General features: G+C 66.3%; 23 protein-coding genes, 2 tRNA genes and 1 pseudogene. 13 read left to right on the plus strand and 13 right to left on the minus strand.

The features are described 5' to 3' along the window. Positions 1-27: 27 nt before the first annotated feature. Positions 28-726, plus strand: coding sequence for a B3/4 domain-containing protein (locus tag QM611_RS01245; protein WP_415078081.1), 699 nt, complete (start codon positions 28-30; stop codon positions 724-726). A gap of 695 nt (positions 727-1,421) precedes the next feature. Beyond that, on the plus strand, positions 1,422-2,045 hold the full coding sequence (locus QM611_RS01250) for a hypothetical protein (protein WP_415078083.1): 624 nt from the start codon (positions 1,422-1,424) through the stop codon (positions 2,043-2,045). A 215-nt stretch (positions 2,046-2,260) separates the two neighbouring features. Here QM611_RS01250 and QM611_RS01255 read toward each other — a convergent pair whose 3' ends face one another. From QM611_RS01255 to QM611_RS01265, 3 genes are all read right to left on the minus strand, one after another. Continuing rightward, complete coding sequence (locus QM611_RS01255) at positions 2,261-3,220, minus strand: BsuBI/PstI family type II restriction endonuclease (RefSeq protein ID WP_415078084.1); 960 nt, start codon at positions 3,218-3,220, stop codon at positions 2,261-2,263. Beyond that, complete coding sequence (locus QM611_RS01260) at positions 3,217-4,692, minus strand: Eco57I restriction-modification methylase domain-containing protein (protein ID WP_415078085.1); 1,476 nt, start codon at positions 4,690-4,692, stop codon at positions 3,217-3,219. The genes QM611_RS01255 and QM611_RS01260 overlap by 4 nt, the downstream gene beginning before the upstream one ends. A gap of 67 nt (positions 4,693-4,759) precedes the next feature. Then, positions 4,760-5,476 carry a hypothetical protein gene (locus QM611_RS01265; protein WP_415078086.1) on the minus strand — a complete coding sequence of 239 codons (717 nt, stop codon included), beginning with the start codon at positions 5,474-5,476 and terminating at the stop codon, positions 4,760-4,762. A gap of 379 nt (positions 5,477-5,855) precedes the next feature. Between QM611_RS01265 and QM611_RS01270 the strand changes: the two are divergent. Next, positions 5,856-6,887: pseudogene (locus QM611_RS01270) on the plus strand (recombinase family protein); the annotation flags it as partial. 604 nt (positions 6,888-7,491) lie between these two features. On the opposite strand, the gene QM611_RS01275 reads toward QM611_RS01270, so the two are convergent. From QM611_RS01275 to dnaA, 9 genes are all read right to left on the minus strand, one after another. Next, positions 7,492-7,564: transfer RNA gene (locus QM611_RS01275), tRNA-Ala, on the minus strand. A gap of 7 nt (positions 7,565-7,571) precedes the next feature. Further along, a tRNA-Ile gene (locus tag QM611_RS01280) sits at positions 7,572-7,645 on the minus strand. Positions 7,646-7,826: 181 nt separating this feature from the next. Continuing rightward, complete coding sequence (locus QM611_RS01285) at positions 7,827-8,231, minus strand: DUF3566 domain-containing protein (protein ID WP_415078087.1); 405 nt, start codon at positions 8,229-8,231, stop codon at positions 7,827-7,829. Further along, positions 8,228-10,765 carry a DNA gyrase subunit A gene (gyrA, locus tag QM611_RS01290; protein ID WP_415078110.1) on the minus strand — a complete coding sequence of 846 codons (2,538 nt, stop codon included), beginning with the start codon at positions 10,763-10,765 and terminating at the stop codon, positions 8,228-8,230. The genes QM611_RS01285 and gyrA overlap by 4 nt, the downstream gene beginning before the upstream one ends. 67 nt (positions 10,766-10,832) lie before the next feature. Beyond that, positions 10,833-12,869 (minus strand): DNA topoisomerase (ATP-hydrolyzing) subunit B, encoded by a 2,037-nt coding sequence (gene gyrB, locus QM611_RS01295; RefSeq protein WP_415078089.1) that lies wholly within the window; start codon positions 12,867-12,869, stop codon positions 10,833-10,835. Positions 12,870-12,980: 111 nt separating this feature from the next. Further along, positions 12,981-13,475 carry a DUF721 domain-containing protein gene (locus tag QM611_RS01300; protein ID WP_415078091.1) on the minus strand — a complete coding sequence of 165 codons (495 nt, stop codon included), beginning with the start codon at positions 13,473-13,475 and terminating at the stop codon, positions 12,981-12,983. Then, a complete protein-coding gene (gene recF / locus QM611_RS01305; protein WP_415078092.1) occupies positions 13,468-14,703 on the minus strand; it encodes a DNA replication/repair protein RecF in 1,236 nt (411 codons plus the stop codon). Before recF ends, QM611_RS01300 begins: the two co-directional genes overlap by 8 nt. 191 nt (positions 14,704-14,894) lie before the next feature. Beyond that, the gene (gene dnaN / locus QM611_RS01310) at positions 14,895-16,040 is read right to left on the minus strand and encodes a DNA polymerase III subunit beta (RefSeq protein WP_415078094.1); all 1,146 of its coding nucleotides are present in this window, start codon (positions 16,038-16,040) and stop codon (positions 14,895-14,897) included. A 352-nt stretch (positions 16,041-16,392) separates the two neighbouring features. Then, on the minus strand, positions 16,393-17,808 hold the full coding sequence (dnaA, locus tag QM611_RS01315) for a chromosomal replication initiator protein DnaA (protein ID WP_415078096.1): 1,416 nt from the start codon (positions 17,806-17,808) through the stop codon (positions 16,393-16,395). A gap of 320 nt (positions 17,809-18,128) precedes the next feature. Here dnaA and rpmH point away from each other — a divergent pair, with 320 nt between their 5' ends. The 10 genes from rpmH (at position 18,129) to QM611_RS01365 (ending at position 24,403) form a co-directional block, all read left to right on the plus strand. Next, positions 18,129-18,266, plus strand: coding sequence for a 50S ribosomal protein L34 (rpmH, locus tag QM611_RS01320; RefSeq protein WP_022879826.1), 138 nt, complete (start codon positions 18,129-18,131; stop codon positions 18,264-18,266). A gap of 57 nt (positions 18,267-18,323) precedes the next feature. Then, entirely contained in the window at positions 18,324-18,605 is a 282-nt protein-coding gene (gene rnpA / locus QM611_RS01325; RefSeq protein WP_415078097.1) for a ribonuclease P protein component, read from the plus strand. Beyond that, a complete protein-coding gene (gene yidD / locus QM611_RS01330) occupies positions 18,602-18,958 on the plus strand; it encodes a membrane protein insertion efficiency factor YidD (protein WP_415078098.1) in 357 nt (118 codons plus the stop codon). Before rnpA ends, yidD begins: the two co-directional genes overlap by 4 nt. An 8-nt stretch (positions 18,959-18,966) precedes the next feature. Further along, the gene (gene yidC, locus QM611_RS01335) at positions 18,967-20,052 is read left to right on the plus strand and encodes a membrane protein insertase YidC (protein ID WP_415078099.1); all 1,086 of its coding nucleotides are present in this window, start codon (positions 18,967-18,969) and stop codon (positions 20,050-20,052) included. After that, positions 20,049-20,549, plus strand: coding sequence for a protein jag (locus tag QM611_RS01340; protein ID WP_415078101.1), 501 nt, complete (start codon positions 20,049-20,051; stop codon positions 20,547-20,549). Before yidC ends, QM611_RS01340 begins: the two co-directional genes overlap by 4 nt. Positions 20,550-20,676: 127 nt before the next feature. Next, positions 20,677-21,324 carry a 16S rRNA (guanine(527)-N(7))-methyltransferase RsmG gene (gene rsmG / locus QM611_RS01345; RefSeq protein WP_415078102.1) on the plus strand — a complete coding sequence of 216 codons (648 nt, stop codon included), beginning with the start codon at positions 20,677-20,679 and terminating at the stop codon, positions 21,322-21,324. A 350-nt stretch (positions 21,325-21,674) separates the two neighbouring features. Beyond that, complete coding sequence (locus QM611_RS01350; RefSeq protein ID WP_415078103.1) at positions 21,675-21,998, plus strand: GIY-YIG nuclease family protein; 324 nt, start codon at positions 21,675-21,677, stop codon at positions 21,996-21,998. 135 nt (positions 21,999-22,133) lie between these two features. Beyond that, positions 22,134-23,036, plus strand: a complete 903-nt coding sequence (locus QM611_RS01355; RefSeq protein WP_415078104.1) for a ParA family protein — start codon at positions 22,134-22,136, stop codon at positions 23,034-23,036. Next, the gene (locus QM611_RS01360; protein ID WP_415078106.1) at positions 23,036-23,977 is read left to right on the plus strand and encodes a ParB/RepB/Spo0J family partition protein; all 942 of its coding nucleotides are present in this window, start codon (positions 23,036-23,038) and stop codon (positions 23,975-23,977) included. The genes QM611_RS01355 and QM611_RS01360 overlap by 1 nt, the downstream gene beginning before the upstream one ends. Before the next feature lie 78 nt (positions 23,978-24,055). After that, complete coding sequence (locus QM611_RS01365) at positions 24,056-24,403, plus strand: tryptophan synthase subunit alpha (protein WP_415078111.1); 348 nt, start codon at positions 24,056-24,058, stop codon at positions 24,401-24,403. Positions 24,404-24,532: 129 nt separating this feature from the next. On the opposite strand, the gene trxA is transcribed toward QM611_RS01365, so the two are convergent. Continuing rightward, on the minus strand, positions 24,533-24,856 hold the full coding sequence (gene trxA / locus QM611_RS01370; protein ID WP_415078108.1) for a thioredoxin: 324 nt from the start codon (positions 24,854-24,856) through the stop codon (positions 24,533-24,535). Positions 24,857-25,023 lie beyond the last annotated feature (167 nt).

Consider the following 25,023-nt stretch of genomic DNA (forward strand, 5'->3'; position numbering starts at 1 on the left):
GCAGTTCGATGAGGAGGAACCTTCCGCATGCTGTTGAGCTACGCACCCGAGATCACGGCGACGCACCCGAGCCTGGTGACAGCCGTGATCATGGCCGACCAGATCACCGCGACCGCCGACGTCAGCGGGCGACTGCCGCCCCTCGAGGCCGCGGCGCTTCGGCGACTTGAGTGCGGGCCGATCAGCGAGTTTCCCGAGATCCGCGCCTGGCGTCGTGCTTTCTCCGTCATGGGATTGAAGCCGACGCAATACCGTTGCGCCGCCGAATCGCTGCTGCGCCGCCTGGACAAGAGCGGAAACCTGCCCCGTATCCACCCGCTCGTCGACCTCTGCAATCACATCTCCATCAGCCTCGCCGTGCCGATCGCCGTGTTCGACCTCGCCCACGTCACCGGCACCCTCACCGTCCGCCAAGCCGACGGGTCAGAACGCTACCTGGCCTTCAACGGCGACACCGAGCAGCCGGAGCCAGGCGAGGTGATCTTCGCCGATGAGGCTGGCGAGGCACATGCTCGCCGATGGACGAACCGGCAAAGCGCACGCTCAGCGATCCGCGCGACCAGCAGCGACGTACTGATCGTCGCCGAAGCCCTCCACAACGACGCCCGCGGCACCCTTTCCGCGCTGCTGACGACGTTGACCGCAGCGCTCCCCGAGACGTGGGGATCGCACATCGAGAGCCAACTGATGATCGCTGGCCGAGTCGATACGACAGCCATCCGGTGAGCCGAGCAGACCAGACCGTCACCGACGGCGTCCACATCAGCGAAGACGAAAGGGCGACGATCTGACTCGCCGAGCCGTTCGCCGCCCTCATGCCCGCACCCGCATCTACCGATGTCAGCGGTTCTAGTACGTCTGAAATTGTGGACGCAATGGAGCACTACGGGAACAGGCGACCACGGGTTCAGAAGCTTGTTTCCGCGTGGAATCAAGGCATCCGCGCCGATATCGAGTCCGAGAGCGGGGCCGATGACCCGTTGATCGGGGCGTCGGCGGAACCGAGTAAACGACCTCGAACACGCCTCACGGACAAGGAAGTGGACGCTATGCGAACAGCCCGCGCGAACGGCGTGAGCGTCACAGCGCTGGCGAAGCAGTTCGACGTGCATCGCGGCACCGTGTGGGCCAAGACCCGAGGATGGTGATCGTGGACGACGGCAAGGTCGTTGGCAAAGACGTCCGTCAGGAGTAGCTGGTCTATGGATACCCGTAAGCGTCAAGACGGTCGACTCAGGCTACCCGCCCCCTGCTGAGCATCTGTCTCGTTGCCTACAGCTCGCCGCGTACCCCTGCGCAAGACCAGACTTCCGTGCGCTCCAGCATCGCCAGACACAGTGGTCCACCGATGTTAACAATACGACTGTCTGTAAGATAGTGTATGGTGTACGACAGACAGATAGACGCGAGAGGAGATCAACATGTCAGAGGCCGCAGACGGGACCGTGGAGGGCATGCAGGCATTCCTGGACTGGGCTCGCGAGAAGGGCGAGATGAATGCCAGCACCGCGCAGGCGCTGAAGTCGACAGTGGGAAAGGTAGTCGAGGTTGCCGACGACGGCACCGCTGCGGTAGTCGCCAACCTCGATGTCGAGAACTTGCTCTCGCGATGGGAGACGAAGAACAAGACGAAGTACAAGGTCGACACGCTGAACACCTATAAGGTGCGTTTCCGGCAAGCTGTCGCACTGTATGGGGCTTGGCTAGCGAACGATCCCGACTGGAAGTCTGCCAGCAAGACAGCCAACTCCGACGTACCAAACGTCCCGCGACAGAGGAGCTCCCCTGCGAGCTCGAAGAAGACTCCTCGGCCGTCGGCCTCACGTGCGCAGGAGCCGCCATCGGCTGAGCCTCCGGTCCAGACTGTTGGCACGCGCCTGGTTAGCTACGATCTGCCTCTTCGGCCAGACCTTCTTGTCCGTCTCAACCTGCCAGTTGACCTGACACCGGAGGACGCATCCCGCATCTCGGCCTTCGTATCGAGTCTCGCGTTCTCGCCGACCCAGACTGTTGACGCAAGCGTAAAGGGGTCAGGACATGGCTAAAAGCTAACGGCCACCAGTCCGTAGCAGGAGGTACGGCTCCGACTGGTGGCCACCGGGCAAGAAACTGAACTCATTGGCGTGTGGCGCAGGTTCTTTGGCTCGCAGGGGTAAGTGTACCCTAGCCCTCGCCTTCTCACGGTGTCCGATACACCCGGGAGGAGGCGGGGCACCCCAGCAACGAGCGCCAATGCAGTGTTCCTGCGAAACGTCCAGAGTCACCCGTACGGGCCGAGGAAGCGTTCGCCGTTGTAGTGGATCATGTGGGTGGGGTGGTCGGCGCACCAGACCTCCGACTCCCAGGCGATCTTGTCGACGTACTTACGGAACTCGGCTCGGTCGGGGAAACAGGAGACGTAGACGAGCCCCGCCGTCGATTCCGCGAACAGCTCAGCAAGTTCGGCTTGCCGCTTGGAGTCGACTGGGCCGTGGGAGCTGGCGGCTTCGAGAAGCACGAGCCAGTTGCGGTCTGGTAGGTAGATGACGAGGTCGGGCATCTTGCCGTGCTCGTCAACCTCTACGTTGAGCGACGCGAGGGTATCGCGTTCGAAGAGCGCCCACTTGTCGCCTGCGTCGCCGATGTAGAGGACCTGTCCACCGGGGGTGAAGCGCGGGCAGAAGTCCTCGACCATCGCCTTGAGGAGGACGTTCTGGCCGCCCGGCGTCAGGGTGAAAACCGATCCATCGGGGAGGGTGAGCGGGATGCGATCCATCTCGCGCGCTGCTGCGTACCGGGCCTTGAGGCCGGGCAGTTCGGTGAGGTACCGATCGACAGCGGACGGCCACTCGTCGGTGTCGTACGTGCGCAGAACCTCCAGCGCTTCGGCTGTGACTTGGTAGTTCCACTTTGGCGAGTTGACGGGGCGTTGCGGCTCATCGGGGTTCTGCACGACGAGCTGCGCTTCCACAAACTGATGCAGCGTGAACCGCCGAACCGTTTCACGGGTGTTCGGCGCATAGTCCTTGCCGTACTCGTCGCGGATGAAGTCCATGATCGCGCGCGTGCCGAGCATCGGATTGGCAGCTTCGGCCCAGGACTCGGAGGGGGTGAGTTTCAGGAGCGCCAGCACCACGAGCGCTGATCGTTCGTTGCTGCGCTCGGCATCCATACCGAGCGTTTCAAGAATGATCCGAGCATCCTCAACGCGCTCATGGGCGGCGTCGTTCAGCTCGCTCACGCCGCGATCAACTCCTTGACCAGGGAGTCAACCTCCGACTGGGACGCGGCGGAGTTGCGTCCCAGGTCGCGCAGTGTGTCGGCGGTGGGGAACCGGAGGGTTCGAAGGTCGGTGGCGTTGACCTGGGTGTGACCGGAGAACGTGCGGAAGAACTTGTCGATGACCGACGAGTTGAGCCACACAACGATGCCTTTGGCAAGGTCCTCGTCCATACCGTGCCCGCCGATGTGGAAGACGTTGAGGTGGTTCTCGAACGCCACCTCACCGGGGTTGTCCAGCGGCGACCAGACCGAAGCAACGATTCGTCGGCGTTCCTCCTTCGCGCTGAACCGCTTGACAACTGCGTACCAGCCCTCCGGCAGGAGCATCCCACGATCCTTGTCGTCAGTCGGGTGGAACCACTGCGGCTTGCGGATTTCTCTCGGCCAGACCACACCGCCGTCTCGAAGGTTGCCTGGATAGATCAGCGGTACAGCGCCAGGCTGCTCGACAGCACTGAGCGCATGGCGCGACCGGAAATCGACCACGCGACCGGTTGAGACTTGCACACCGAGATCGTTCAGGGAACGAGGCTGAGAAAGCACAACCTCGGCGACCGCCGTGTCTTCGGCGTCAGTCGCAAGTCGGATGAATCGGTTGGGATCGGTTGGGAAGACGACTTGCTCGTACGCGACGGGACGGGTTGAGACATCGTCGGTGTGGTCACGGCTGACGGAAAGCTCGACAACACCCGGGGTCGCGCCGCGCGTTCCAGCGAAGATCACGTTCTCCTGGAGGACGCCAGTGTCCGCGAACACCGTGGAGCGGGAGTCGAAAACGTGCACTCGGTCGAGAGCGATCGAGTCGAGCAAGTGAGCACGGAACGCGCCGAAGTACGGGCCGTTGAAGAACGAGCGGGGCGTTATCGCCACCACTTGCCCACCGATCCTGAGGGCAGCGACAGACAGGGAGAGGAACGCAGCGTACAGGTTCGGTGCATCGACACCGGCGGCACGCATGGCCGTCCGATGCGCGCTCGATACCGCAAGCTTTCCGTACGGCGGGTTCTCGATCACGAGATCGAACTGGCCGTCGAGATGGAGCGAAGCATCCAGGCCGACGGAGTCGAGAATGAAGTCCGCTTCGACTGCCTTGGCGTGGACTCGGCCACCACCCGCTTGCCCACATGCCGTAAGCGTTGCCCGGAGGCTTGGCAGGACGAGAGGGTCGCGCTCGACCGCGACGATCTCAATCGACAGCTCTGGCTGTTCTGTGAGGACGCGGCTGACGAGTGCGGCGGCAAGCACGCCTGAGCCCGCGCCTGGGTCGAGCACACGCAACGTCCCGTGCTCGGGCAGGCGGGGAATTGAGGCGATCAGCTGCGCGGCGACTGCGGGCGTGAAGAACTGCCGAAGCTCGCTCTGCGTGCGCGCATCAAGCACACCGAGGGCGGCGACTCGCTCGCTCTCGGCGACGCTCAGCAGGTCCGCCATCAACACCCTCCCATCGTATCCGGGCCACTGACACGCCACCGGGAACACGCAGATCAGGCGAGCAGTCCTACGACTGATCGTTGACCATGCGGTGTTCGAGGGCTTCGTACAGGCTCCTTGCGTGTTGGCGGAGCCTCTCGAACTCCGGCTGGCCGGGGTCGTACTCCTTGCGGCTGCGGTCTTGTACAAGAACAGCGAGCGTCCAGATCACTCGGATCATCGCGTCCTCGTCGGCCAGTACCGACTTGATGCAGTCGATTCGCGGGTGGGGCACCTCGATGCGGCGCTCCCGGACGTCTGTGACCACGCGCTCGACCACCTGAACCTTGGCAGCCCCGTCACGGCGGGCGCGGCGGTCTTCGTACGCGGCCTTCCGGCAAGCAGGGGAACAGTAGATGCGCGGCCTGCCCGTCCGCTTCACATCCTTGAGCTTGCTGTCGCAGCGCGCGCACTTCGTCGGCAGTTCAACCGTGCGCGAAACGCGGGTGGTGCGGTCGAGACGCCGTTGCCTGGCCTTATGCAGTTCACGGATGCGGGCCGCTTCGTGGGGGCGAAGCTCACTGAGGAGCACGATCAGACGTTGCTCCATCGCCCGTTGCCCGGGCCTTTCGAGGTCGTCGCTCTGGACGGCGAAGAACCTATCGAGTACCTGGCTGTTCAGGGTGGGGATCGCCGCGGTGGCTTCGAGGAGTTCGGCTTCGTCGCCGGATTCGAGAGCGGCGAGCCATCGCTGGTAGCGGGCGTCGAAGTCCGCCTCGTCGGGGTCGTAGCGTTTGAGGGTCATGTTCTACGGTAGGCCGGTTTCGTCACCGACGTAAGTGGCGACTCTTCGATGTGCAAGAGGCGTGCCCTCTCTGTCAGGAACGATCTTGAAGAAGGATTTCGGTCATCGTGCGAGCGGGTGTGCACCTGTCCTTCATGGCGAGCGAGACGGCGAATCTGAGGCTGAGGGTGACGCGGCGGGATGATCCTGACCTGGGCAAGCTCATCGAGTGGGTGCTCGGCATCGCCGACGCACGACACCGAGCCTGGGTCGCTGGTGAGCCCGACCCCTACAGCCTCCCGCAGCCAGAAGGCCTCGCGGAGGCGCCCTTGCCCCTTCGGTTTGTCAGGGGTGCGCGAGAGAATCGAGACCAAGCACCACACCCGCAAGGAGGCCCACCATGAGCACCACAGTCACCACCGACACTGCCGTTGAGTCGGACGCCCCGGTGCTGCTCGCGGTGTCCTACCTGCGTGTCTCGACGCGGGAACAGGCCGAGCGTGGCGGCACCGACGAGGGCTTCTCCATCCCCGCGCAGCGTGAGGCGAACGCGAGGAAGGCCGACGAACTCGGGGCACGGGTCGTGCGCGAGTTCATCGATGCCGGAGAATCGGCACGCTCGGCGGATCGTGACGGCCTGCAAGAGATGTTGGCGTTCATCACCGCTACCCGGGTGCAGTCCTGTCTCGTGCATAAACTCGACCGGCTCGCCCGCAACCGTGCCGACGACGTGAAGATTCACGAAGCCCTCATCAGCGCCGGGGTGACCTTGGTTTCTGCCACAGAATCGATAGACCAGACGCCGTCGGGGATGCTCGTCCATGGCATCATGTCGTCCATTGCGGAGTTCTACTCCCGTAACCTCGCCACCGAAGTCACCAAGGGCCTGACGCAGAAGGTCGCCCAGGGCGGCACACCGATGCGCGCACCCATCGGCTACCTGAACGTGCGCCGCACCGACGAGCAAGGACGCGAGATACGCACTGTCGAGGTCGATCCCGACCGCGCCCCGCTGATCCGATGGGCCTTCCAGACCTACGCAGGCGGGGAAACCTCGGTCACGGGCCTGTTGCGCGGCCTCACCGCGCGCGGCCTGGTCACGGTACCGACACCGAAGCGCCCGTCCAAGTCGTTGGGGAAGAACACGCTCTACAAACTCCTGACCAACCCCTACTACGCGGGGATGATCCGCTACAAAGGCGCTCTGTATCCGGGCGCGCACGAACCGCTCATCGACCCTGCATTGTTCGACACTGTGCAGTCGCTTCTGCGGGCGCGCACCGCGAAAATGACCCGGCACGTCGAGCACGCTCACCACCTCAAAGGGCTGCTGCATTGCGGCATCTGCGGGTCGCGGATGCTGCTCGACTTCGCCACCAACCCGCGCGGCACCACCTACGCCTACTTCATCTGCTCCGGCCGCGCCGCCAAGAAGACCACCTGCACCCGCAGGGCGGTGCCCGTCGCGGTCGCGGAACGGCTGGTCGCGGACTCCTACGCCAACATCACGATCAGCGACGCCACCTACCGCGACCTCGCCGCCCAAGTCGATGCCGCGTTCGACGCACGCACGGCAGGACGCGACCAAGAAATCTCCGACCTCATGGCCAACCGCACCAAACTCGAAGCAGAGAGCGACAAACTCCTCGCCGCGCACTTCGCCGACGCCATCGACCTCCCCACCCTGAAACGACACCAAGACCGCATCCGCGCAGGCCTCGCAGACGTGAACCGCAGGCTCGCGGAACACGACGAACACCACACCGGCGGACGCGCATTCCTCCACGACAGCCTGCGGCTGCTCACCGACGCGCACCACGCCTACGCCCGATCCGGCGACGCCGACCGCCGCTTGGCGAATCAGGCGTTCTACACCCGACTCGACATCACCGACGACGAACAACTCCACCCCCGCCTCGCCGAGCCCTTCGCGACGATCTTCCGCGAAGCACACGACAGCGGCGACGCAGGCAAGGAAGCCAAACGGGAACACCCAACATCTACCGATGTCGCGTGTTCCCGTAAGACACTTTGGGTGGAGCCTAGCGGATTCGAACCGCTGACATCCTGCTTGCAAAGCAGGCGCTCTACCAACTGAGCTAAGGCCCCGAGGACGTGGGGCTACCAGGACTTGAACCTGGGACCTCTTCATTATCAGTGAAGCGCTCTAACCGCCTGAGCTATAGCCCCGTCAACCTCCAAGACTTTACCCGACCGCCGTGCTTTCTCGAAATCCGCGGCGGGCCTGCGCCGAGACCCACCTCCCGTGCCGAAACGTCGCTGCAGAAGGCGGGTTTCGGAACGAGAGGCGGGTCTCGGCGAAGGAGATGGGCGTCGACAGGCACCCGGTTGTCGGTGGGACGCGCTGGCGTCAGTTGGAGGTGAAGCCGACCAGCAGCCCGCCAGTGATCTTCACGGCAAGGTTGTAGATGCCGGCGACGACGGCGCCGAGCACCGTCACCACGATGAGGTTGAGGATCGCGACCACCGCCGCGAACGCCATCACCTGCGGGAAGCCGATGTAGGTCTCGATCGACACACCGCCGTCGGAGATGCTCTGGAACAGCTCGTCGATGCTGTGGATGACGCCGGTCGTGCGGACCACCACGTAGACGAGCAGATAGCTCACGATCGTGACGATCGCGAGCGCCACGGCGGCCAGGAACGACAGCTTCACGGCCGACCAGAAGTCTATGTACACCAGGCGCAACCGCACCTGCTTGGCGCTGGTCTTGCGTGTGGACTTCTTGGCGAGCTTGTCGGCTACCGTGCTCATGCGTCAGATCTCGTCTCTTCGGGGGTCTCGGGGGAGGCGCCCTCCACCGGTTCGTCGCCTTCGGGGGCGGGCTCCTGGGCGAGGCCCCGCTCGGAGTTGCGGGCGATGGCGATGATCGGGTCGCCCTCGTCGGGACGGGCGAACACGACTCCCATCGTGTCTCGGCCCTTCGCAGGCACCTCGGCCACGGAGGAGCGTACCACCTTGCCGCTGGCAAGAACCACCAAGACCTCGTCGTCCTCCGAGACGATCAGCCCACCCGCGAGGTCGCCCCGATCGTCGTTGAGTTTCGCGACCTTGATGCCGAGGCCGCCCCTGCCCTGAGTGCGGTACTGGGCAACGGCCGTGCGCTTGGCGAACCCGCCCTCGGTCACGACGAACACGTACGCGTCGTCGTCGACGACCGACGCTGACAGCAGGCTGTCGCCCTCGCGGAACGACATCCCCTTCACACCCGACGTCGCCCTGCCCATCGGCCGCAGCGCCTCGTCGGTGGCCGAGAAGCGCAGCGACATGCCGTGGCGGCTGATGAGGAGGATGTCGTCGCCCTCGTCGACGAGCATCGCGCTGACGACCTCGTCGGTGCCCTCGCCCTCGAGCTCGCCTTCGTCGGCGTCGCCCGCCTCGTCGGCCGCGCCACCGCGCAGCCGGATGGCGATGACGCCGCCCTGCCGGTTGGTGTCGTAGTCGCTCAAACGCGTCTTCTTGACGAGGCCGCCGCGGGTCGCCAGCACGAGGTAGGTCGCCACCTCGTAGTCGCGGATGTCGAGGATCTGCGCGATCTCCTCGCCCGGCTGCAGCGCGAGCAGGTTCGCGACGTGCTGGCCCTTGGCATCCCTTCCCGCCTCCGGAACCTCGTACGCCTTGGTGCGGTAGACCCGGCCCTTCGTGGTGAAGTACAGCAGCCAATGGTGGGTCGTGGTCACGAAGAAGTGCTCCACGACGTCGTCGGCGCGCAGCTGCGCGCCCTTCACGCCCTTGCCGCCGCGGTGCTGCGACCGGTAGTTGTCGCTGCGCGTGCGCTTGACGTAGCCGTCGCGCGTGACGGTGACCACCATCTCCTCTTCGGGGATGAGGTCTTCCACCGACATGTCGCCGTCGAATCCATAGAGGATGTTGGTGCGACGCTCGTCGCCGAATTTCTCCACGATCTCGGTGAGCTCGTCGCGGATGATGAGACGCTGGCGGGCAGGAGTGGCGAGGATGTCTGTGAAGTCCGCGATCTGGCGCTCGAGCTCGGCGGCCTCGTCGATGATCTTCTGGCGCTCGAGCGCCGCCAGGCGGCGCAGCTGCATGTCGAGGATGGCTTGAGCCTGGTCGTCGTCGATGTCGAGCAGCGCCTTCAGGCCCTCCCGCGCGTCGTCGGCGGTGGCCGACGCCCGGATCAGGGCGATGACCTCGTCCAGCGCGTCGAGTGCCTTGAGATAGCCGCGCAGGATGTGCATGCGGCGCTCGGCTTTGCGCAGGCGGAAGCCCGTGCGGCGCACGATCACTTCGATCTGGTGGTCGACCCAGTGGGCGATGAACCCGTCGAGCGACAGCGTGCGCGGCACGCCGTCGACGATCGCCAGCATGTTGGCGCCGAAGTTGTCCTGCAGCTGGGTGTGCTTGTACAGGTTGTTGAGCACGACCTTGGCGACCGCGTCGCGCTTGAGCACGACGACCAGACGCTGCCCGGTGCGGCCCGACGTCTCGTCGCGGATGTCGGCGATGCCCGAGATCTTGCCCTCGCGGGCGAGGTCGGCGATCTTCATCGCGAGGTTGTCGGGGTTCACCTGGTACGGCAGCTCGGTGATCACCAGGCACGTGCGGCCCTGGATCTCCTCGATGTCGACCACGGCGCGCATCGTGATCGAGCCGCGGCCGGTGCGATAGGCATCCGCGATTCCGCGTGTGCCGAGGATCTGCGCGCCGGTCGGGAAGTCGGGGCCCTTGATGCGCTGCATCAGCGCCTCGAGCAGCTCCTCGCGCGTGGCATCGGGGTGCTCAAGCGCCCACAGGGCGCCCTCGGCGACCTCGCGCATGTTGTGCGGGGGGATGTTGGTGGCCATGCCGACCGCGATGCCCACCGAGCCGTTGACCAGGAGGTTGGGGAACCGTGCCGGCAGCACCGTCGGCTCTTGCGTCTGCCCGTCGTAGTTGTCCTGGAAGTCGACGGTCTCCTCTTCGATGTCGCGCACCATCTCCAGCGCGAGCGGAGCCATCTTGGTCTCGGTGTACCGGGGCGCGGCGGCGCCCATGTTGCCCGGCGAGCCGAAATTTCCCTGGCCCAGCGCGAGCGGGTACCGCATCGTCCACGGCTGCACGAGGCGCACGAGGGTGTCGTAGATCGGCGAGTCGCCGTGCGGATGGTACTGGCCCATCACCTCGCCGACGACGCGAGCGCATTTCGAGAAGGACTTGTCTGGTCGGTAGCCGCCGTCGTACATCGCGTAGATCACGCGGCGGTGCACGGGCTTCAGGCCGTCGCGCACGTCGGGCAGCGCTCGGCCGACGATGACCGCCATCGCGTAGTCGAGATAGCTGCGCTGCATCTCGCCTTGCAGGTCGACCTGCTCGATGTGGCCGTGGTTGTGGGCGGATGCCTCGGGGCCGGGGGTGTCAGATGTCAAGGAAACGCACGTCCTTCGCGTTGCGCTGGATGAACTGGCGACGCGACTCGACGTCATCGCCCATGAGGGTCGTGAAGATCTGGTCGGCGGTCGCTGCGTCGTCGATCGTCACTTGGCGCAGAGTGCGAGTGGTGGGATCCATCGTCGTCTCCCACAGCTCTTTGTCGTTCATCTCGCCCAGGCCCTTGTAGCGCTGGATGCCGTTGTCTTTCGGGATGCGTTTGCCGTTCGCGAGCCCGTCGGCCAGCAGCGCGTCGCGCTCGACGTCGCTGTACACGTACTCGTGCGGCGAGTTCGACCATTTCAGCCGGTACAGCGGCGGCATCGCGAGGTACACGTGGCCCGCCTCGATGAGCCCGCGCATGTAGCGGAACAGCAGAGTGAGCAACAGGGTCGTGATGTGCTGGCCGTCGACGTCGGCATCCGCCATCAGCACGATCTTGTGGTACCGAGCCTTCTCCACATCGAACTCCTCGCCGATGCCCGTGCCGAACGCCGCGATCATCGCCTGGATCTCGTTGTTGCCCAGGGCGCGGTCCAGACGCGCGCGCTCGACGTTCAGGATCTTGCCGCGCAGCGCCAAGATCGCCTGCGTGTGCGGGTCGCGGCCCTGCACCGCCGAGCCGCCGGCCGAGTCGCCCTCGACGAGGAAGATCTCGCTGATCGACGGGTCTTTCGACGTGCAGTCCTTGAGCTTGTCGGGCATCGACGCGCTCTCGAACACGCTCTTGCGCCGCGCGGTCTCCCGGGCCTTGCGCGCCGCCAGCCGCGCGGTGGCCGCGTCGATCGCCTTGCGCACGACGAGCTTCGCCTGTGCCGGGTTGCGCTCGAACCAGTCGCCGAGCTGGTCTCCGACAACCTTCTGCACGAAGGCCTTCGCCTCGGTGTTTCCGAGCTTCGTCTTGGTCTGGCCCTCGAATTGCGGCTCGGAAAGCTTGACCGAGATCACGGCGGTCAACCCCTCGCGCACGTCGTCGCCAGAGAGGTTCTCGTCTTTGTCCTTGAGCAGGTTCTCGCGGCGCGCGTACTTGTTGACGAGCGTCGTGAGCGCCGCGCGGAAGCCCTCCTCGTGCGTGCCGCCCTCGTGGGTGTTGATGGTGTTGGCGTACGTGAAGACGTTCTCGGTGTAGCCCGTGGTCCACTGCATCGCGAGTTCGAGCGCGATCTTGCGGCCCGTGTCCTCCGATTCGACCTCGATGATCTGGTCGTTCACGACATCCGCGTGCCGGGTCTTGTTCAGATGCTCGACGTAGTCGACGAGCCCGCGCTCGTAGAGGAACGAGTCGTTCGGCTGCTGCATCACGAGCTCGCCGTCGACGGTGGCCTCGACGGCCTCGTCCGCCCGCTCGTCGACGAGGTCGATGCGCAGGCCCTTGTTCAGGAATGCCATCTGCTGGAAGCGCGTGCGCAGCGTGTCGTAGTCGAAGTGCACCGTCTCGAAGATCTCCGGGTCGGGCCAGAACGTGATGGTGGTTCCGGTGTGATCGCTCGCCTCGCCGCGCTCGAGGGGCGCGATCGGCACGCCGCCCCGGTGGTATGACTGGCGCCACACGTGGCCTTGTCTGCGCACTTCCACCTCGAGTCGAGTCGAAAGCGCGTTGACGACAGAGGAGCCGACGCCGTGCAGGCCGCCCGAGACCGCGTAGCCGCCCCCGCCGAACTTGCCTCCGGCGTGCAGCACGGTCAGCACGACCTCGACGGTCGACTTGCCCTCGGTCTTGTGCTGGTCGACGGGGATGCCGCGCCCGTTGTCGACGACCCGGATGCCGCCGTCGGGGAGGATCGTGATCGTGATCGTGTCGCAAAAGCCCGCGAGCGCCTCGTCGACCGAGTTGTCGACGATCTCGTAGACCAAGTGGTGCAGGCCGCGCGGTCCCGTCGATCCGATGTACATGCCGGGGCGCTTGCGCACCGCCTCGAGACCCTCGAGCACCTGGATGGCGTCGGCTCCATAGTCGCTCAGCGACTGTTCGGCGGTGGGGTTGCCCGGTTCCTCGGGAACGCTTTCAGACGCAGTTGACGACATGTAATTCTCGAGCGCTCCCGATCGGTTTGCAGTTGGGTCCAGTCTATCGACATCTGGTGTTGAACGCCGTTCTGACGGCCCCAATCCTGTGAGGACGACGGTGGACGTGCCTCAACCGTAGGTGTCGCGCGGGCCGCGCCCTGGAATGCTCCTACGGCCCCATTTCCACGAGGGGACGTCCGGGCCCACAAAGCGAATGCTGGTGACCCCGGCGTCCGGGTGCTCCGAGACGATGCGCGTGAGCAGCTGGGCGCGCATGAACTGCAGGTTCTTCGCCCACGCGGTCGAGTCGCACTGCACAGTGAGCGCGCCGTCTGACAGGGCGACGGGCGTCGCGTGCTGGGCAGTCTCGGCTCCGGCGACATCCGCCCACCGCAGCATGAGCTCCTCTTGCGAGAGCCGGCCGTTCCAGCCGGCATCCCGCGTGGCCTCGGCGAGCACGTCGCCGACCCCGCGCGGGTCTCGGCCCGGCGTGAAAGGTTGATGCTCGTCGTCGACGGTGCGCTTGCGGCGTCTGAGTTTGCGGGCGGATGGAGCCAGCCCCCGCAGTCGCAGATAAGTTGCGACCGTCTCCGGCAGGGGTGGAGTGGTGTCGTCGTCAGGCATCCCCGTCTCCGCCTTCGGGATCGAGGATGCGGCCTGACTCGACGCGCACGACGCCCGCGCGCAGCGCGTCAGGAACATCGGCATCCACCGCCGCGGTGACGATGACCTGCTCGTACCCGGCCACAAGCCCGGCAAGGCGGGCGCGGCGGTCGGCGTCGAGCTCGGCGAACACGTCGTCGAGGATGACGACCGGGTCGCCCGTCATCGAGTCGGCGCGCAGCAGCTCGGCGCTCGCGAGGCGCAGCGCGAGCGCGACCGACCACGACTCGCCGTGCGATGCGTAGCCCTTGACCGGCAGGCCGCGCACGCGCAGCACGAGGTCGTCGCGGTGCGGGCCGACGAGCGTCACCCCGCGCTCCAGCTCTTGTGCGCGGCGAGCGGCGAGCGTCTGGCGGAACGCGGCCGCGACTTCCTCCCGCCCCTGAGCACCGTCCGGCCCCTGAGCTTGTCGAAGGGCTGCCGAGCCCTCGCTATTCGGCGGCTCGGCGGCATCCTGTTCGCCCTTCGACGCGCTCAAGGGCCGGAAACCCTCGTCGAACGAGTGCGCCCACTCCAGCTCGGGCGAATGGTCGGCGCCGGCAATCGCGGTGTACGCGTTGCGGACCGGACCGGCAAGGTTGTCGGCGAGCCGGGCACGGGCGACCACGATCTCGGCGCCGAGCGCGACGAGCTTGTCGTCCCACACGTCCAGGGTGGCCAGCGCGTCGCCGCGGACGCCGCGCGCCCTCGCCGACTTCAGCAGCGCGTTGCGCTGCCTCAGCACGCGGTCGTAGTCGCCGAGCACCCCGGAGAGGCGGGGCGAAAGCTGCACGAGCAGCTGGTCGGCGAACACGCGGCGGGCGGATGGCTCTCCCCGCACGATCTGCAGGTCCTCCGGCGCGAACAGCACGACGTGGGCGTGGCGCGGAAGCTCCCCGGGCTTGACCGGGCTGCCGCCGATGCGCGTCTTGTTGGAGCCTTGCCGGTTGATCTGCACCTCGAGCGTGATGCGGCGCTCACCGTGGGCCAGTCGGGCGCGGACGAACGCGGCATCCTTCCCCTCCCGCACCAGCGGCGCGTCGTGGGACACGCGATGCGACCCCAGGGTCGCCAGGAACGCGATCGCCTCTGCGAGGTTCGTCTTTCCCTGCCCGTTTCGGCCCACGAAGACATTGGCGCCGGGATGCAGCGTGACATCGGCCTCCGCGTAGTTGCGGAAGTCGACGAGGCCCAGCCGCTCCACGATCACCTGTTCACCCTATTCGCGCGGGCCGACGTCCGCCCGCAGCCGATTCGGTTGCCGCAATCCGCACCCCGGCCCGCACATCGTGACAACCGAACTGCTGGTCGTTCAGCTGCGCACTCAACGGGATCGCGCGCGTGACGGGGGCCCTTCGACAGGCTCAGGGGCCGGAATGCGGCTCAGGGGGCCGGAGTGGGTCAGCGCAAGAGGAGGTTCGGCTGCAGCAGGTACTTGAAGGTGTCGGAACCGGCCTGATCCACCGACGTCTGGCTCGTGATGAGCACGGGGCTCAGCTTGTTCGCGTTGTCGCTCGACGTGAACGTGATGCGCACGAACTCGCTGCGCACCGCGCCCAGCGACTCCAGCAGGTACTGCGGGTTCAGCCCGAGGGTGACGTCCTCGCCGACCAGGTGCGCGTCGACGGACTCGGACGCGCGGGCCTGCTCGCTGCCCGAGGCATCCATCGTCACGCTGTCGGCCGTGAACGTGAACCGCAGCGGGGCCGACCGGTCGAGAACGAGCGACACACGGCGCACTGCCTCGGTGAGCTCTGCGGTGTTCACGACCGCGTGGTGCTCGGTCTGCTCGGGGAACAGGCGGCGCACCGGCGGGAAGTTGCCCTTGATGAGAAGGGATGTCACGGTCTTGTTGCCCGCGGTGAACGCGATGATCTCGCGGTCGCCGGCCCCCGAAAACGCGATCGAGATGTCCCCGCCGTGCGCGAAAGTCTTGCCGACCTCCTGCAGGGTGCGCGCCGGCACGAGCGCGCTCGTGCTCTCGGCGGCGGAGCCGCCGCCCCACGGGATGTCGCGCAACGCCACCCGGTACCGGTCGGTCGCGACCAGGCTGAGGTCCGTGCCGCTCACTTCCAGCTGCACGCCGGTGAGCACGGGAGTCACGTCGTCGCGGGATGCGGCGAACGCCACTTGCGCGATCGCGGTTGCGAAGTCTTCCGCCGGCACCAGGCCCGACTCCCCGTTGACCTCGGGGATCGCGGGGTACTCCTGCACCGGCATCGAGGCCAGCGTGAACCGCGCGGAGCCGCACGTGAGCGCGATTCCGCCGTCGTCGTCGACAGCCACCTCGATCGGCGCGTTCGGCAGTCGGCTCGCAATCTCGGACAGCAGTCGCCCGTGCACGAGCATCGTGCCCGGCTCGTCAACGGTCGCTTCGATGACAGTGCGAGCGGATGCCTCGTAGTCGAAGGCGGCGAGTGAGAGCCCCTCGTCGGTGGCCTCGATGAGCACTCCGGCCAGGATCGGCTGCGGATTGCGCTGCGGAAGGAGTTTCACGACAAACGAGACAGCCTCGCTGAACACATCGCGGTTGACGTGAAACTTCACCGGAACTCCCTCGTCGGTCGTGGGGCTTGGAAAACCCATGCTAGTCCCCGACATCCATTCACTCCCACCGCTCAAGGTCATCGAGCACCGAGAAAGAGAAGAGGAGATATTAACGGTGTTAACGCCTGTGGGAACTGTGGAGATCTCGGCGGAGCCCAGCAGGGGACGGGAAACTACATCCGTGTGAGATGTGGATGCCGTGGGGAGAGCCTGTGGCAAGCGGACTCCACACGATTCCGATGTCGCCGAGTTTTGTAGTTATCCACAAGTTGTGCACATGTGCAGAACGTGCATGATGCGACAGGCGTGAACGTGTGTCAAGCCGGGATTTCGGGGGACAAGGCGCCCCCGGTCAACGCGCGCGGCCCAGCTGCGTCGTGATCTCGGTGACCTGGTTGTAGATCGAGCGGCGCTCGCGCATCAGGTCGCTGATCTTGCGGTACGCGTACATCACGGTGGTGTGGTCGCGGCCGCCGAAGAGCTGCCCGATCTTGGGGAGGGAGAGGTTGGTGCGCTCGCGGCACAGGTACATGGCGATCTGCCGCGCGGTGGCGATCGCTTGCGACCGGCTCGAGCCGTAGAGGTCGTCGACGGTCAGTTTGAAGTACTGCGCGGTTGCCGTGATGATGTCGGTCGGCGAGATGATGTTCGCGTCGTCCTGGTCGACGATGTCGCGCAGCACAGTCTGGGCGAGCGACATGTCGAGCTTCGAGCGATTGAGATTCGCGTACGCCGACACGCGGATGAGCGCGCCTTCGAGTTCGCGGATGTTGGACGAGACGATCGTCGCGATGTACTCGAGCACTTCGTCGGGAATGTGCAGCCGCTCGCTCTGCGCCTTCTTGCGCAGGATCGCGATGCGCGTTTCGAGGTCGGGCGCCTGCACGTCGGTGATGAGGCCCCACTCGAAGCGGCTGCGCATGCGCTCCTCGAAGCCCTCGAGCTGCTTGGGCGGCACGTCGCTGGTGATGACGACCTGCTTGTCGTGGTCGTGCAGCGTGTTGAAGGTGTGGAAGAACGCCTCTTGCGTCTCGTTCTTGTTCGCGAGGAACTGGATGTCGTCGATGAGCAGGATGTCGACGTTGCGGTACCGGGCCTGGAAGGCCGAGCCGCGGTTGTTCTGGATCGAGTTGATGAACTCGTTCGTGAACTCCTCGGTCGACACGTACCGCACACGGATGCCGGAGTACAGGCTCAAGGCGTAGTCGCCCATCGCGTGCAGCAGGTGGGTCTTGCCCAGGCCCGACTCGCCGTAGACGAACAGCGGGTTGTACGCCTTCGCTGGTGCTTCGGCCACGGCAACTGCCGCAGCGTGGGCGAACCGGTTCGACTGGCCGATGATGAAGTTGTCGAACGTGTACTTCGGGTTCAGCCGGGTGTCGGTGCGTTGCGGCGAGCCGTTGCGGGCCGTGTGCTCCAGGGTCGGCGCCGGCTCGTCGGCGGGCAGCTCCAGCGATCGAGGCACCGTGATCGGCGCGGTCTCGTGCGCGCCTTCGAGCTCAGGGTTGACGACCACGCGGTAGCTGGTGACGGCGCCCTCGGGGTCGGCGCCGGCGATCGCCTCGAGAATGGGGGCGCCCAGCCGCGTCTTCATGTGCTGGGCGGTGAGGTCGTTGGGGACGTCGAGATACAGCGTGCCGGCCATGATCCCCTGCGGCACCGCGAGGTTGAGGAAGCCATGCAGGAGCGGGCTGACGCGCTCGTCGCGAGAGAGGATGTCGAGCGCTGCTGTCCAGAGCGGAACATCCGGAACGTCCTGCGAATTCATTGCCCCCCCGGGTCTTGCATGAGTGCCAGGCTTTCACCGGGAGCGAGCACGCTGTCGTGGACACGGGAGCCTGTGGATAACTGCTTCGGACACGGTAGCCAGCCGATGCCCGCGGAGCAAAATCCACTGTATGCCGCGTGGGCGTGTCACTGCCAGGGCTTCGTCCGTTCCGGTGGATAATGTGCCGTTCGGCAAGCTCTCGATTTGAGATAGGGCCGATTTAGACATAGCCTGAATCGGTTGACTATGCCCTCGCGGCAGGTCCCGTCCACGTCGTCTCCGGTCGCAACGTTCCCGGTGACCATTCCTCCGGAGTTTCCATGAGCAAGCGCACGTTCCAGCCCAACAACCGCCGCCGCGCCAAGAAGCACGGTTTCCGCGCCCGTATGCGCACCCGCGCCGGCCGCGCCATCCTGTCCGCTCGCCGCGCCAAGGGCCGCACCGAGCTGTCCGCGTAGCGGAACGTGCTCTCGAGGCCGAACCGACTCACCCGCGGCTCCGACTACAGGACAGTTGTGCGGCGGGGGTCGCGGTGCGCCGGTGCGCACACCGTGACGCACGTTCTGGCCGGCACCGAGGGCGGCGCTGCGAGATTCGGCTTCATCGTGAGCAAGCAAGTGGGCACAGCGGTCGTGCGCAACACCGTGCGGCGGCGGCTGAAGGCCGTCTGCGCGGAAGAGCTTTCGACCATGGCCCCCGGCACCGACGTCGTGATCCGCGCGCTGCCGGCCGCCGCGTCCGCCGACTACGCCCAGCTGCGCACGGAAGTGCGGCGCTGCCTGGGGCGCGCGGCGTGAGCGTGCTCCCGGCGACCGCGCTCGGCGACGCGCGGCTGGCGTCATCCGATCTGGTCCGGTCTGTTCCGCTGCTCCCCCGCAACCTCGGGCTGGCACTGCTGCACGGCTACCGAGCGACCATCTCGCACACCTACGGCGACGTCTGCAAGTACTACCCGTCGTGCTCGGCCTACGCGGTCGGGGCGGTGCAGCAGCACGGGCTCGTCGTGGGCTCGGCGCTGACCGCGGCGCGCATCGCGCGCTGCCATCCCTGGGCGGCCGGCGGCGTCGACGACGTTCCGCCCCGCAAGAACTTCTCTCACGGCCTGACCCGCCACGGGTTTGTCGTTCCGACATCCACTGGAAAGGACTGATCCACCGCATGGATCTCTTGCTGTCCGCCGCCGCAGCCGACACTGGCGGCGGGTTCGATCTCTTCGGCACGATCCTCTGGCCGCTGAAGTGGCTGGTCGAGGCGGTGCTGGTCGCGTGGCACTGGCTGTTCACCGCGCTCGGGATGCCGGGAGACGCCGGCCACACGTGGGTGCTGTCGATCATCGGCCTCGTCGTCGTCATCCGCGCCGCTCTCATTCCGCTGTTCGTGAAGCAGATCAAGAGCCAGCGGAAGATGATGGAAATTGCTCCTGAACTGCGAAAAGTTCAAGAGAAGTACAAGGGGAAGCGCGATCAGCTGTCGCGCGAGGCGATGAGTCGCGAGACCATGGCGCTGTACAAGAAGCACGAAACGACACCCGTGTCGAGCTGTCTGCCGCTGCTCGTGCAGATGCCGTTCTTCCTCGCGCTGTTCTGGACCCTGAACGACGTCACGCGCCACGCCCAGGCCGAGATCGGCGGCGTCGGGCTCTTGAACGCCGCGCTCACCAAGCAGTTCTACGACGCGAAGCTCTTCGGCGTCGCGCCGCTGCACATCAACATGGTCGACGCGATCAACGCCGGACAGACGGCGACGGTCGTCATCCTCGTCATCCTCGTCATCCTGATGATCCTGTCGCAGTTCTTCACGCAGCTGCAGATCATCTCGAAGAACCTGTCGCCCGAGGCGAAGACCGGCCAGGCGTACCAGATGCAGCGGGTCATGTTGTACATCCTGCCGTTCGCCTTCGTCTTCTCGGGCGTCTTCTTCCCACTCGGTGTCGTTATCTACTGGTTCGTCTCGAACCTGTGGACGATGGGCCAGCAGTTCCTCGTGATCCGCGAGATGCCCACGCCCGGCTCGGAGGCGGCGAAGGAGCGTGAGGAGCGCCTGGCCCGCAAGGGCAAGGCACTGGATGCCAAGGGCAAGGTCGTGCCGATGGAGAAGTACGTCGCCGAGCAGCAGCGCCTGCTCGAGGAGGCGGAGCGCGCGAAGGCCGAGGCGCCGAAGCGGCAGCAGCCGATGAGCAAGCAGCGGGCGAAGAAGAAGGGCGGCCGCCCTTCTTCGCCCGGGAACGACTCGAAAAAGGGATGACTATGTCGGAACCGACCGCACCGGGTGAGGATGCGACGATTGCGCAGCTCGAGGAAGAAGGCGACGTCGCCGCAGACTACCTCGAGGGATTGCTCGATATCGCCGATATCGACGGAGACCTCTCCCTCGACGTGCGCGCCGGCCGCGCGTACGTCTCAGTGGAGAATGAGGATGGCGGCTCGCTCGCCCCGCTTTCCGACCCCGACACCGTGCAGGCGCTGCAGGAGCTCACGCGCTTGGCGGTGCAGAACAAGACCGGTCGCTTCTCGCGGCTGATCCTCGACATCGGCGGCTCGCGCGACGCGAGGCGCAGCCAGTTGGAGAGCCTCGTCGACCGCGCGGTCGCGCGGCTCGACGAGGGCGCGTCACAGGCGTCGTTGCCGGCGATGTCGAGCTACGAGCGCAAGCTCGTGCACGACATCGTGGCCGACCGCGGGCTGGTCTCGGAGTCGTACGGCGAGGGCGCCGACCGGCACACGGTGATCCGTCGGGCCTGACTCCGTTTCACGTGAAACGGGGCGGGGTGGCCCGGTCCCTGAGCTTGTCGAAGGGCCATGTGCTCCCGGCCCCTGAGCTTGTCGAAGGGCCGGGTGCTTCGACAAGCTCAGCAACCAGTACACGAGAATGGATGTCGTGAACGCCCTTGAACCCGAGCCCGAAGCGGCGCAGCACGTCTTCGGCGAGCGCCTTGACGTCGTACGTGCCTTCGCCGACGCGCTTGCTCGCCACGGCGAGGAACGCGGGTTGATCGGGCCGCTCGAGCTTCCGCGCTTGTGGACCCGCCACATCCTGAACAGCGCGGTTATAGCTCCTCTCTTCCGAGGGCGGGTCGGCGACGTCGGGTCCGGGGCGGGCTTCCCCGGCTTGGTGCTGGCGATCGTGCGCCCCGATGTCGAGTTCGTGCTGATCGAGCCGATGGAGCGTCGCGTGGCGTGGCTGAACGAGCAAGTGGCCGCTTTGGGCCTGGAGAACGTCACAGTCGATCGTGCGCGCGCCGAGGACTGGGGCGGCCGCGGCTCGCTCGACGGCGTGACGGCGCGGGCCGTGAGCGCGCTGCGGACACTGATTTCGCTCACCGCTCCCCTGGTGCGCTCTGGTGGCGAGTTGATTCTGATGAAAGGCGCTGGCGCGCCCGCGGAAATCGATGCCGCGGCGAAGCAGATCCGGCGCTTCGGGTTGTCGGATGTTCGTGTGGAAGTCGTGGGTGCTGAGCTTCTCGCCGAGCCCACGCGCGTGGTGCGCGCGACGGTCGCCGGGCCCTCCGGTCGTTGAGAGAGTGAAGCGGGTCGAAACGCGGTGTGCCGGGTGGCGTTTCGTCTCCCTCGCTGCGCTCGGTCGCTCAACGGCCGGTGGTCTTTCAGTCGTTGAGCGAGGACGCGCGAAGCGCGCCCGAGTCGAAATGCGGTTGTTTCACGTGAAACGCCCCGCTCCAGGTGCGCTTCGACAGGCTCGGCGGTCGGTGGTTGCCGGTCCCTGAGCTTGTCGAAGGGCCGTTGGTGGACAGGTCCAAACGGCTTGATTTCAACACGTCTGCTCCTGCACAGCCGGTTGCGACGAGCGGGCTCTTCACGAATCGTTCGTGCCCGCATCGCCGGAGCCCGCCGGCGGCAATGATCGACGTCATGCCTTACGTCTACATCCTCCGCTGCCATGACGGCAGCTACTACGTCGGGAGCACAGCCAGGACGCCCGAACAACGCGAGTGGGAGCACAACAACGTTGACGAGCTGAGCGCGCACCACACGCGCAAACGGCGTCCTGTGTACCTCGTGTACACCGAGGTCTTCGACCGCCTTGACAGCGCTGCACATCGAGAAAAGCAGCTTCACGGGTGGAGTCGGGCAAAGAAGGAGGCGCTCATAGCGGGCCGGGTTGAGGAACTGCAGACGTTGAGTCGTCCGCGGGGAGGCCCTTCGACAGGCTCAGGGGCCGGGGTGGGCGGGTGAAGGCCCTTCGACAGGCTCAGGGGCCGGGGTGGGCGGGTGAAGGCCCTTCGACAGGCTCAGGGGCCGGGGCGGGCTCAGGGGCCGGTGGCACGTTTCACGTGAAACGGTGAACGAGTCAACTAGAGTGGAGGCGGTATGAACGACCTCGCGGACACTCCCCTCGCCCGTGAACTCGCGGATCTCACCGCGCGCCGCCGCGCATTGGAAAGCGTCCGCGTCGAGCTGTCGGGCAAGACGCGCGTCATGACGGTCTCGAACCAGAAGGGCGGGGTCGGCAAGACCACGACGGCCGTCAACATCGCCGCCGCGCTCGTCTCGGTCGGCGCCCGGGTGCTTGTGATCGACCTCGACCCCCAAGGGAACGCGTCGACAGCCCTCGGCATCCCCCACAGCGCGGACGTTCCGAGCGTCTACGACGTCTTGATCGACGAGTTCCCGCTGGCGGACGTGATCCAGACCAGCCCCGAGGCCCCCGATCTGCTCTGCGTTCCGAGCACGATCCACCTCGCCGGGGCGGAGATCGAGCTTGTTACCCAGGTGGCTCGCGAGCACCGGCTGCGGACGGCGTTGGACGCGCATCTCGCCAGTCTCGAGGAGCGCCTCGACTTCGTGCTCATCGACTGCCCCCCGTCGCTCGGCCTGCTGACGATCAACGCGTTCGCCGCGGCGCACGAGGTGTTCATCCCGATCCAGTGCGAGTACTACGCACTCGAAGGCCTCAGCCAGCTACTGGGGAGTGTGAACATGATCCGGCGGCACCTGAACCCGGGCCTGCACGTGTCCACGATCCTGTTGACGATGTACGACGGCCGAACGAACCTCGCTCGCCAGGTGGCGGACGAGGTGCGCGCGCACTTCCCGCAGCAGGTGATGCACACGTTCATCCCCCGTTCCGTCCGCGTGTCGGAAGCGCCGAGCTTTGGGCAGACTGTGATCGCCTACGATGGGCAGTCGGCCGGGGCGATCGCCTATCGTGAGGCGGCTGTCGAGATCATCCAGCGCGGCGACGCGCCCGCCGAGGAAGAAGGACATCGCTGATGGCGAAGCGCACAGGCTTGGGACGCGGCATCGGAGCCCTCATCCCCACCACCGAGCCGACCGAGTCACGCCCCGCCGACGTGTTCTTCAGCGGCGCGCCTGGCGCGCCCGAAGCGACCGACGAGCTGCTCGCGGTTCCCGGGGCGCGACTCGTCCACATCGACCCGCACAACATCGTTCCGAACCCGCGCCAGCCTCGCTCGGTGTTCGACGAGGGCGACCTCGCCGAGCTCGTGCACTCGGTCAAGGAGTTCGGCGTGCTGCAGCCCGTCGTGGTGCGGGCGGCCGAGAACGGGTCGTTCGAGCTCATCATGGGGGAGCGCCGCACCCGTGCCGCCCGGGAGGCCGGTCTCGAGACCATCCCCGCCATCGTGCGCGACACATCCGACGAGCACCTCTTGCGCGACGCCCTGCTGGAGAACCTGCATCGTTCGCAGCTGAATCCGCTGGAGGAGGCATCGGCCTACCAGCAGCTGCTTGAAGACTTCGGCATCACGCAGGAAGAGCTCGCGACGCGCATCGGCCGCTCGCGCCCCCAGATCAGCAACACCATCCGGCTGCTCAAGCTCCCCGTCCCCGTGCAGCAGCGCGTCGCTGCCGGCGTCCTCAGCGCGGGGCACGCCCGCGCCATCCTGTCGCTCGACGACGCCGACGCGATGCAGCGGCTCGCCGACAAGATCGTCAACGAGGACCTTTCGGTGCGCGCGGCCGAAGCGGTGGCGAAGGGGACGGATGGCGGGTCTCGCCGCCTGCCGAAGCCTCAGGCCGGCGCGCGCCGCGGGCACCTCGACGAGGTCGCCGAGCGCCTGGGGGATCGGCTCAACACTCGCGTGAAAATCACCCTCAGCGCGAGAAAAGGCCAGATCAGTATAGATTTCGCGACAATTGGCGATCTCAATCGGATCCTTGCCGAGCTCGGCGAGGCCGGCTACGGCGGGTAGGACGCCTGACGCCCTTCGACAGGCTCAGGGACCAGGATCGGCGAGGCTGAGCGGGCCGGGCTTAGGCTGGAAGGCGTGATCGAGCACGAGCCGTCGTTGCCCCGCAGGGCGAGCGTGGAAGTGCTGCGCGCCGAGGCGGCGGACGAGCTCGAAGTCCTCGTGCACGAGCGACTGCGTCACGGCGAGGACCCCTGGGAGTTCATGGACGACCTGCCGTCGGTCGACGAGCTCGTCGTGCTCACCATTCGCGGCGAGCTGATCGCGGCGGGCGGCGGAATGCGCCCGACGCGTGCCGCGCACTTCCGCATGCTGCGCCAGATCGCCCTCGAGCACCCGCAGCTCACCCGTGCCGCGTGGCGCCTGCTCGGCGACACTGAGGCGTACCGCACGTGGGACGCCACGGTGCGCACGACCGACGCCGTGTGAAGCATGCCGATAGCGGCATGCATCTTTAATCCCCGGTGAGGGCTGCTATTTCACGTGGACTCGCCGCGTTTCGTCTCGCTTCAACGACCGGGCCCTTCGACAAGCTCAGGGGCCGGGGGGCCGGGGCGGCTAAGCGAGGTAAGAGGCGAGATCCTGCTCGAGTGCGAACTTCGGCTTCGCGCCGATGATCGTCGTCTCGACCTGGCCCTTGTTGAACACCTTCATCGCCGGGATCGACGTGATCTGGTACTCCATTGCCAGGTCGGGGTTCTCGTCCACGTTGAGCTTGAGGACCGTGATCTTGTCGGGGTGCTCGGACTGGATCTCGTCGAGCACCGGCGCGACCATGCGGCACGGACCGCACCACGCGGCCCAGAAGTCCACCAGCACCGGGCCGTCGGCCTCGAGCACGTCCTGCTGGAAGGTGGCGGATGTCGTCGCCTTGGCGGTCATGTCAACTCCTTGTCTCCGGGCGTCCGCTCGGAAGTCTGTCACGGACTGCAACGGCAGTCGATGCTGGATTGTTCCACGGTTGGGTCGCTGGCCCTTCGACAGGCTCAGGGACCGGGGCGACAGGCTCAGGGACCGGGGCGACAGGCTCAGGGACCGGGGCGACAGGC

The organism is Microbacterium sp., assembly GCF_047606685.1.
Classification (GTDB): Bacteria; Actinomycetota; Actinomycetes; order Actinomycetales; family Microbacteriaceae; genus Microbacterium.

Coding starts and splice junctions, on each gene's coding strand:
- yidC (WP_415078099.1), top strand. CDS start 18,967: ATGGATCTCTTGCTGTCCGCCGCCGCAGCCGACACTGGCGGCGGGTTC.
- QM611_RS01245 (WP_415078081.1), top strand. CDS start 28: ATGCTGTTGAGCTACGCACCCGAGATCACGGCGACGCACCCGAGCCTG.
- rsmG (WP_415078102.1), top strand. CDS start 20,677: ATGGATGTCGTGAACGCCCTTGAACCCGAGCCCGAAGCGGCGCAGCAC.
- QM611_RS01300 (WP_415078091.1), bottom strand. CDS start 13,475: ATGCCTGACGACGACACCACTCCACCCCTGCCGGAGACGGTCGCAACT.
- QM611_RS01250 (WP_415078083.1), top strand. CDS start 1,422: ATGTCAGAGGCCGCAGACGGGACCGTGGAGGGCATGCAGGCATTCCTG.
- QM611_RS01340 (WP_415078101.1), top strand. CDS start 20,049: ATGACTATGTCGGAACCGACCGCACCGGGTGAGGATGCGACGATTGCG.
- QM611_RS01260 (WP_415078085.1), bottom strand. CDS start 4,692: ATGGCGGACCTGCTGAGCGTCGCCGAGAGCGAGCGAGTCGCCGCCCTC.
- QM611_RS01265 (WP_415078086.1), bottom strand. CDS start 5,476: ATGACCCTCAAACGCTACGACCCCGACGAGGCGGACTTCGACGCCCGC.
- gyrA (WP_415078110.1), bottom strand. CDS start 10,765: ATGCAGCGCAGCTATCTCGACTACGCGATGGCGGTCATCGTCGGCCGA.
- QM611_RS01350 (WP_415078103.1), top strand. CDS start 21,675: ATGCCTTACGTCTACATCCTCCGCTGCCATGACGGCAGCTACTACGTC.
- QM611_RS01355 (WP_415078104.1), top strand. CDS start 22,134: ATGAACGACCTCGCGGACACTCCCCTCGCCCGTGAACTCGCGGATCTC.
- rpmH (WP_022879826.1), top strand. CDS start 18,129: ATGAGCAAGCGCACGTTCCAGCCCAACAACCGCCGCCGCGCCAAGAAG.
- dnaA (WP_415078096.1), bottom strand. CDS start 17,808: ATGAATTCGCAGGACGTTCCGGATGTTCCGCTCTGGACAGCAGCGCTC.
- QM611_RS01360 (WP_415078106.1), top strand. CDS start 23,036: ATGGCGAAGCGCACAGGCTTGGGACGCGGCATCGGAGCCCTCATCCCC.
- gyrB (WP_415078089.1), bottom strand. CDS start 12,869: ATGTCGTCAACTGCGTCTGAAAGCGTTCCCGAGGAACCGGGCAACCCC.
- QM611_RS01285 (WP_415078087.1), bottom strand. CDS start 8,231: ATGAGCACGGTAGCCGACAAGCTCGCCAAGAAGTCCACACGCAAGACC.
- trxA (WP_415078108.1), bottom strand. CDS start 24,856: ATGACCGCCAAGGCGACGACATCCGCCACCTTCCAGCAGGACGTGCTC.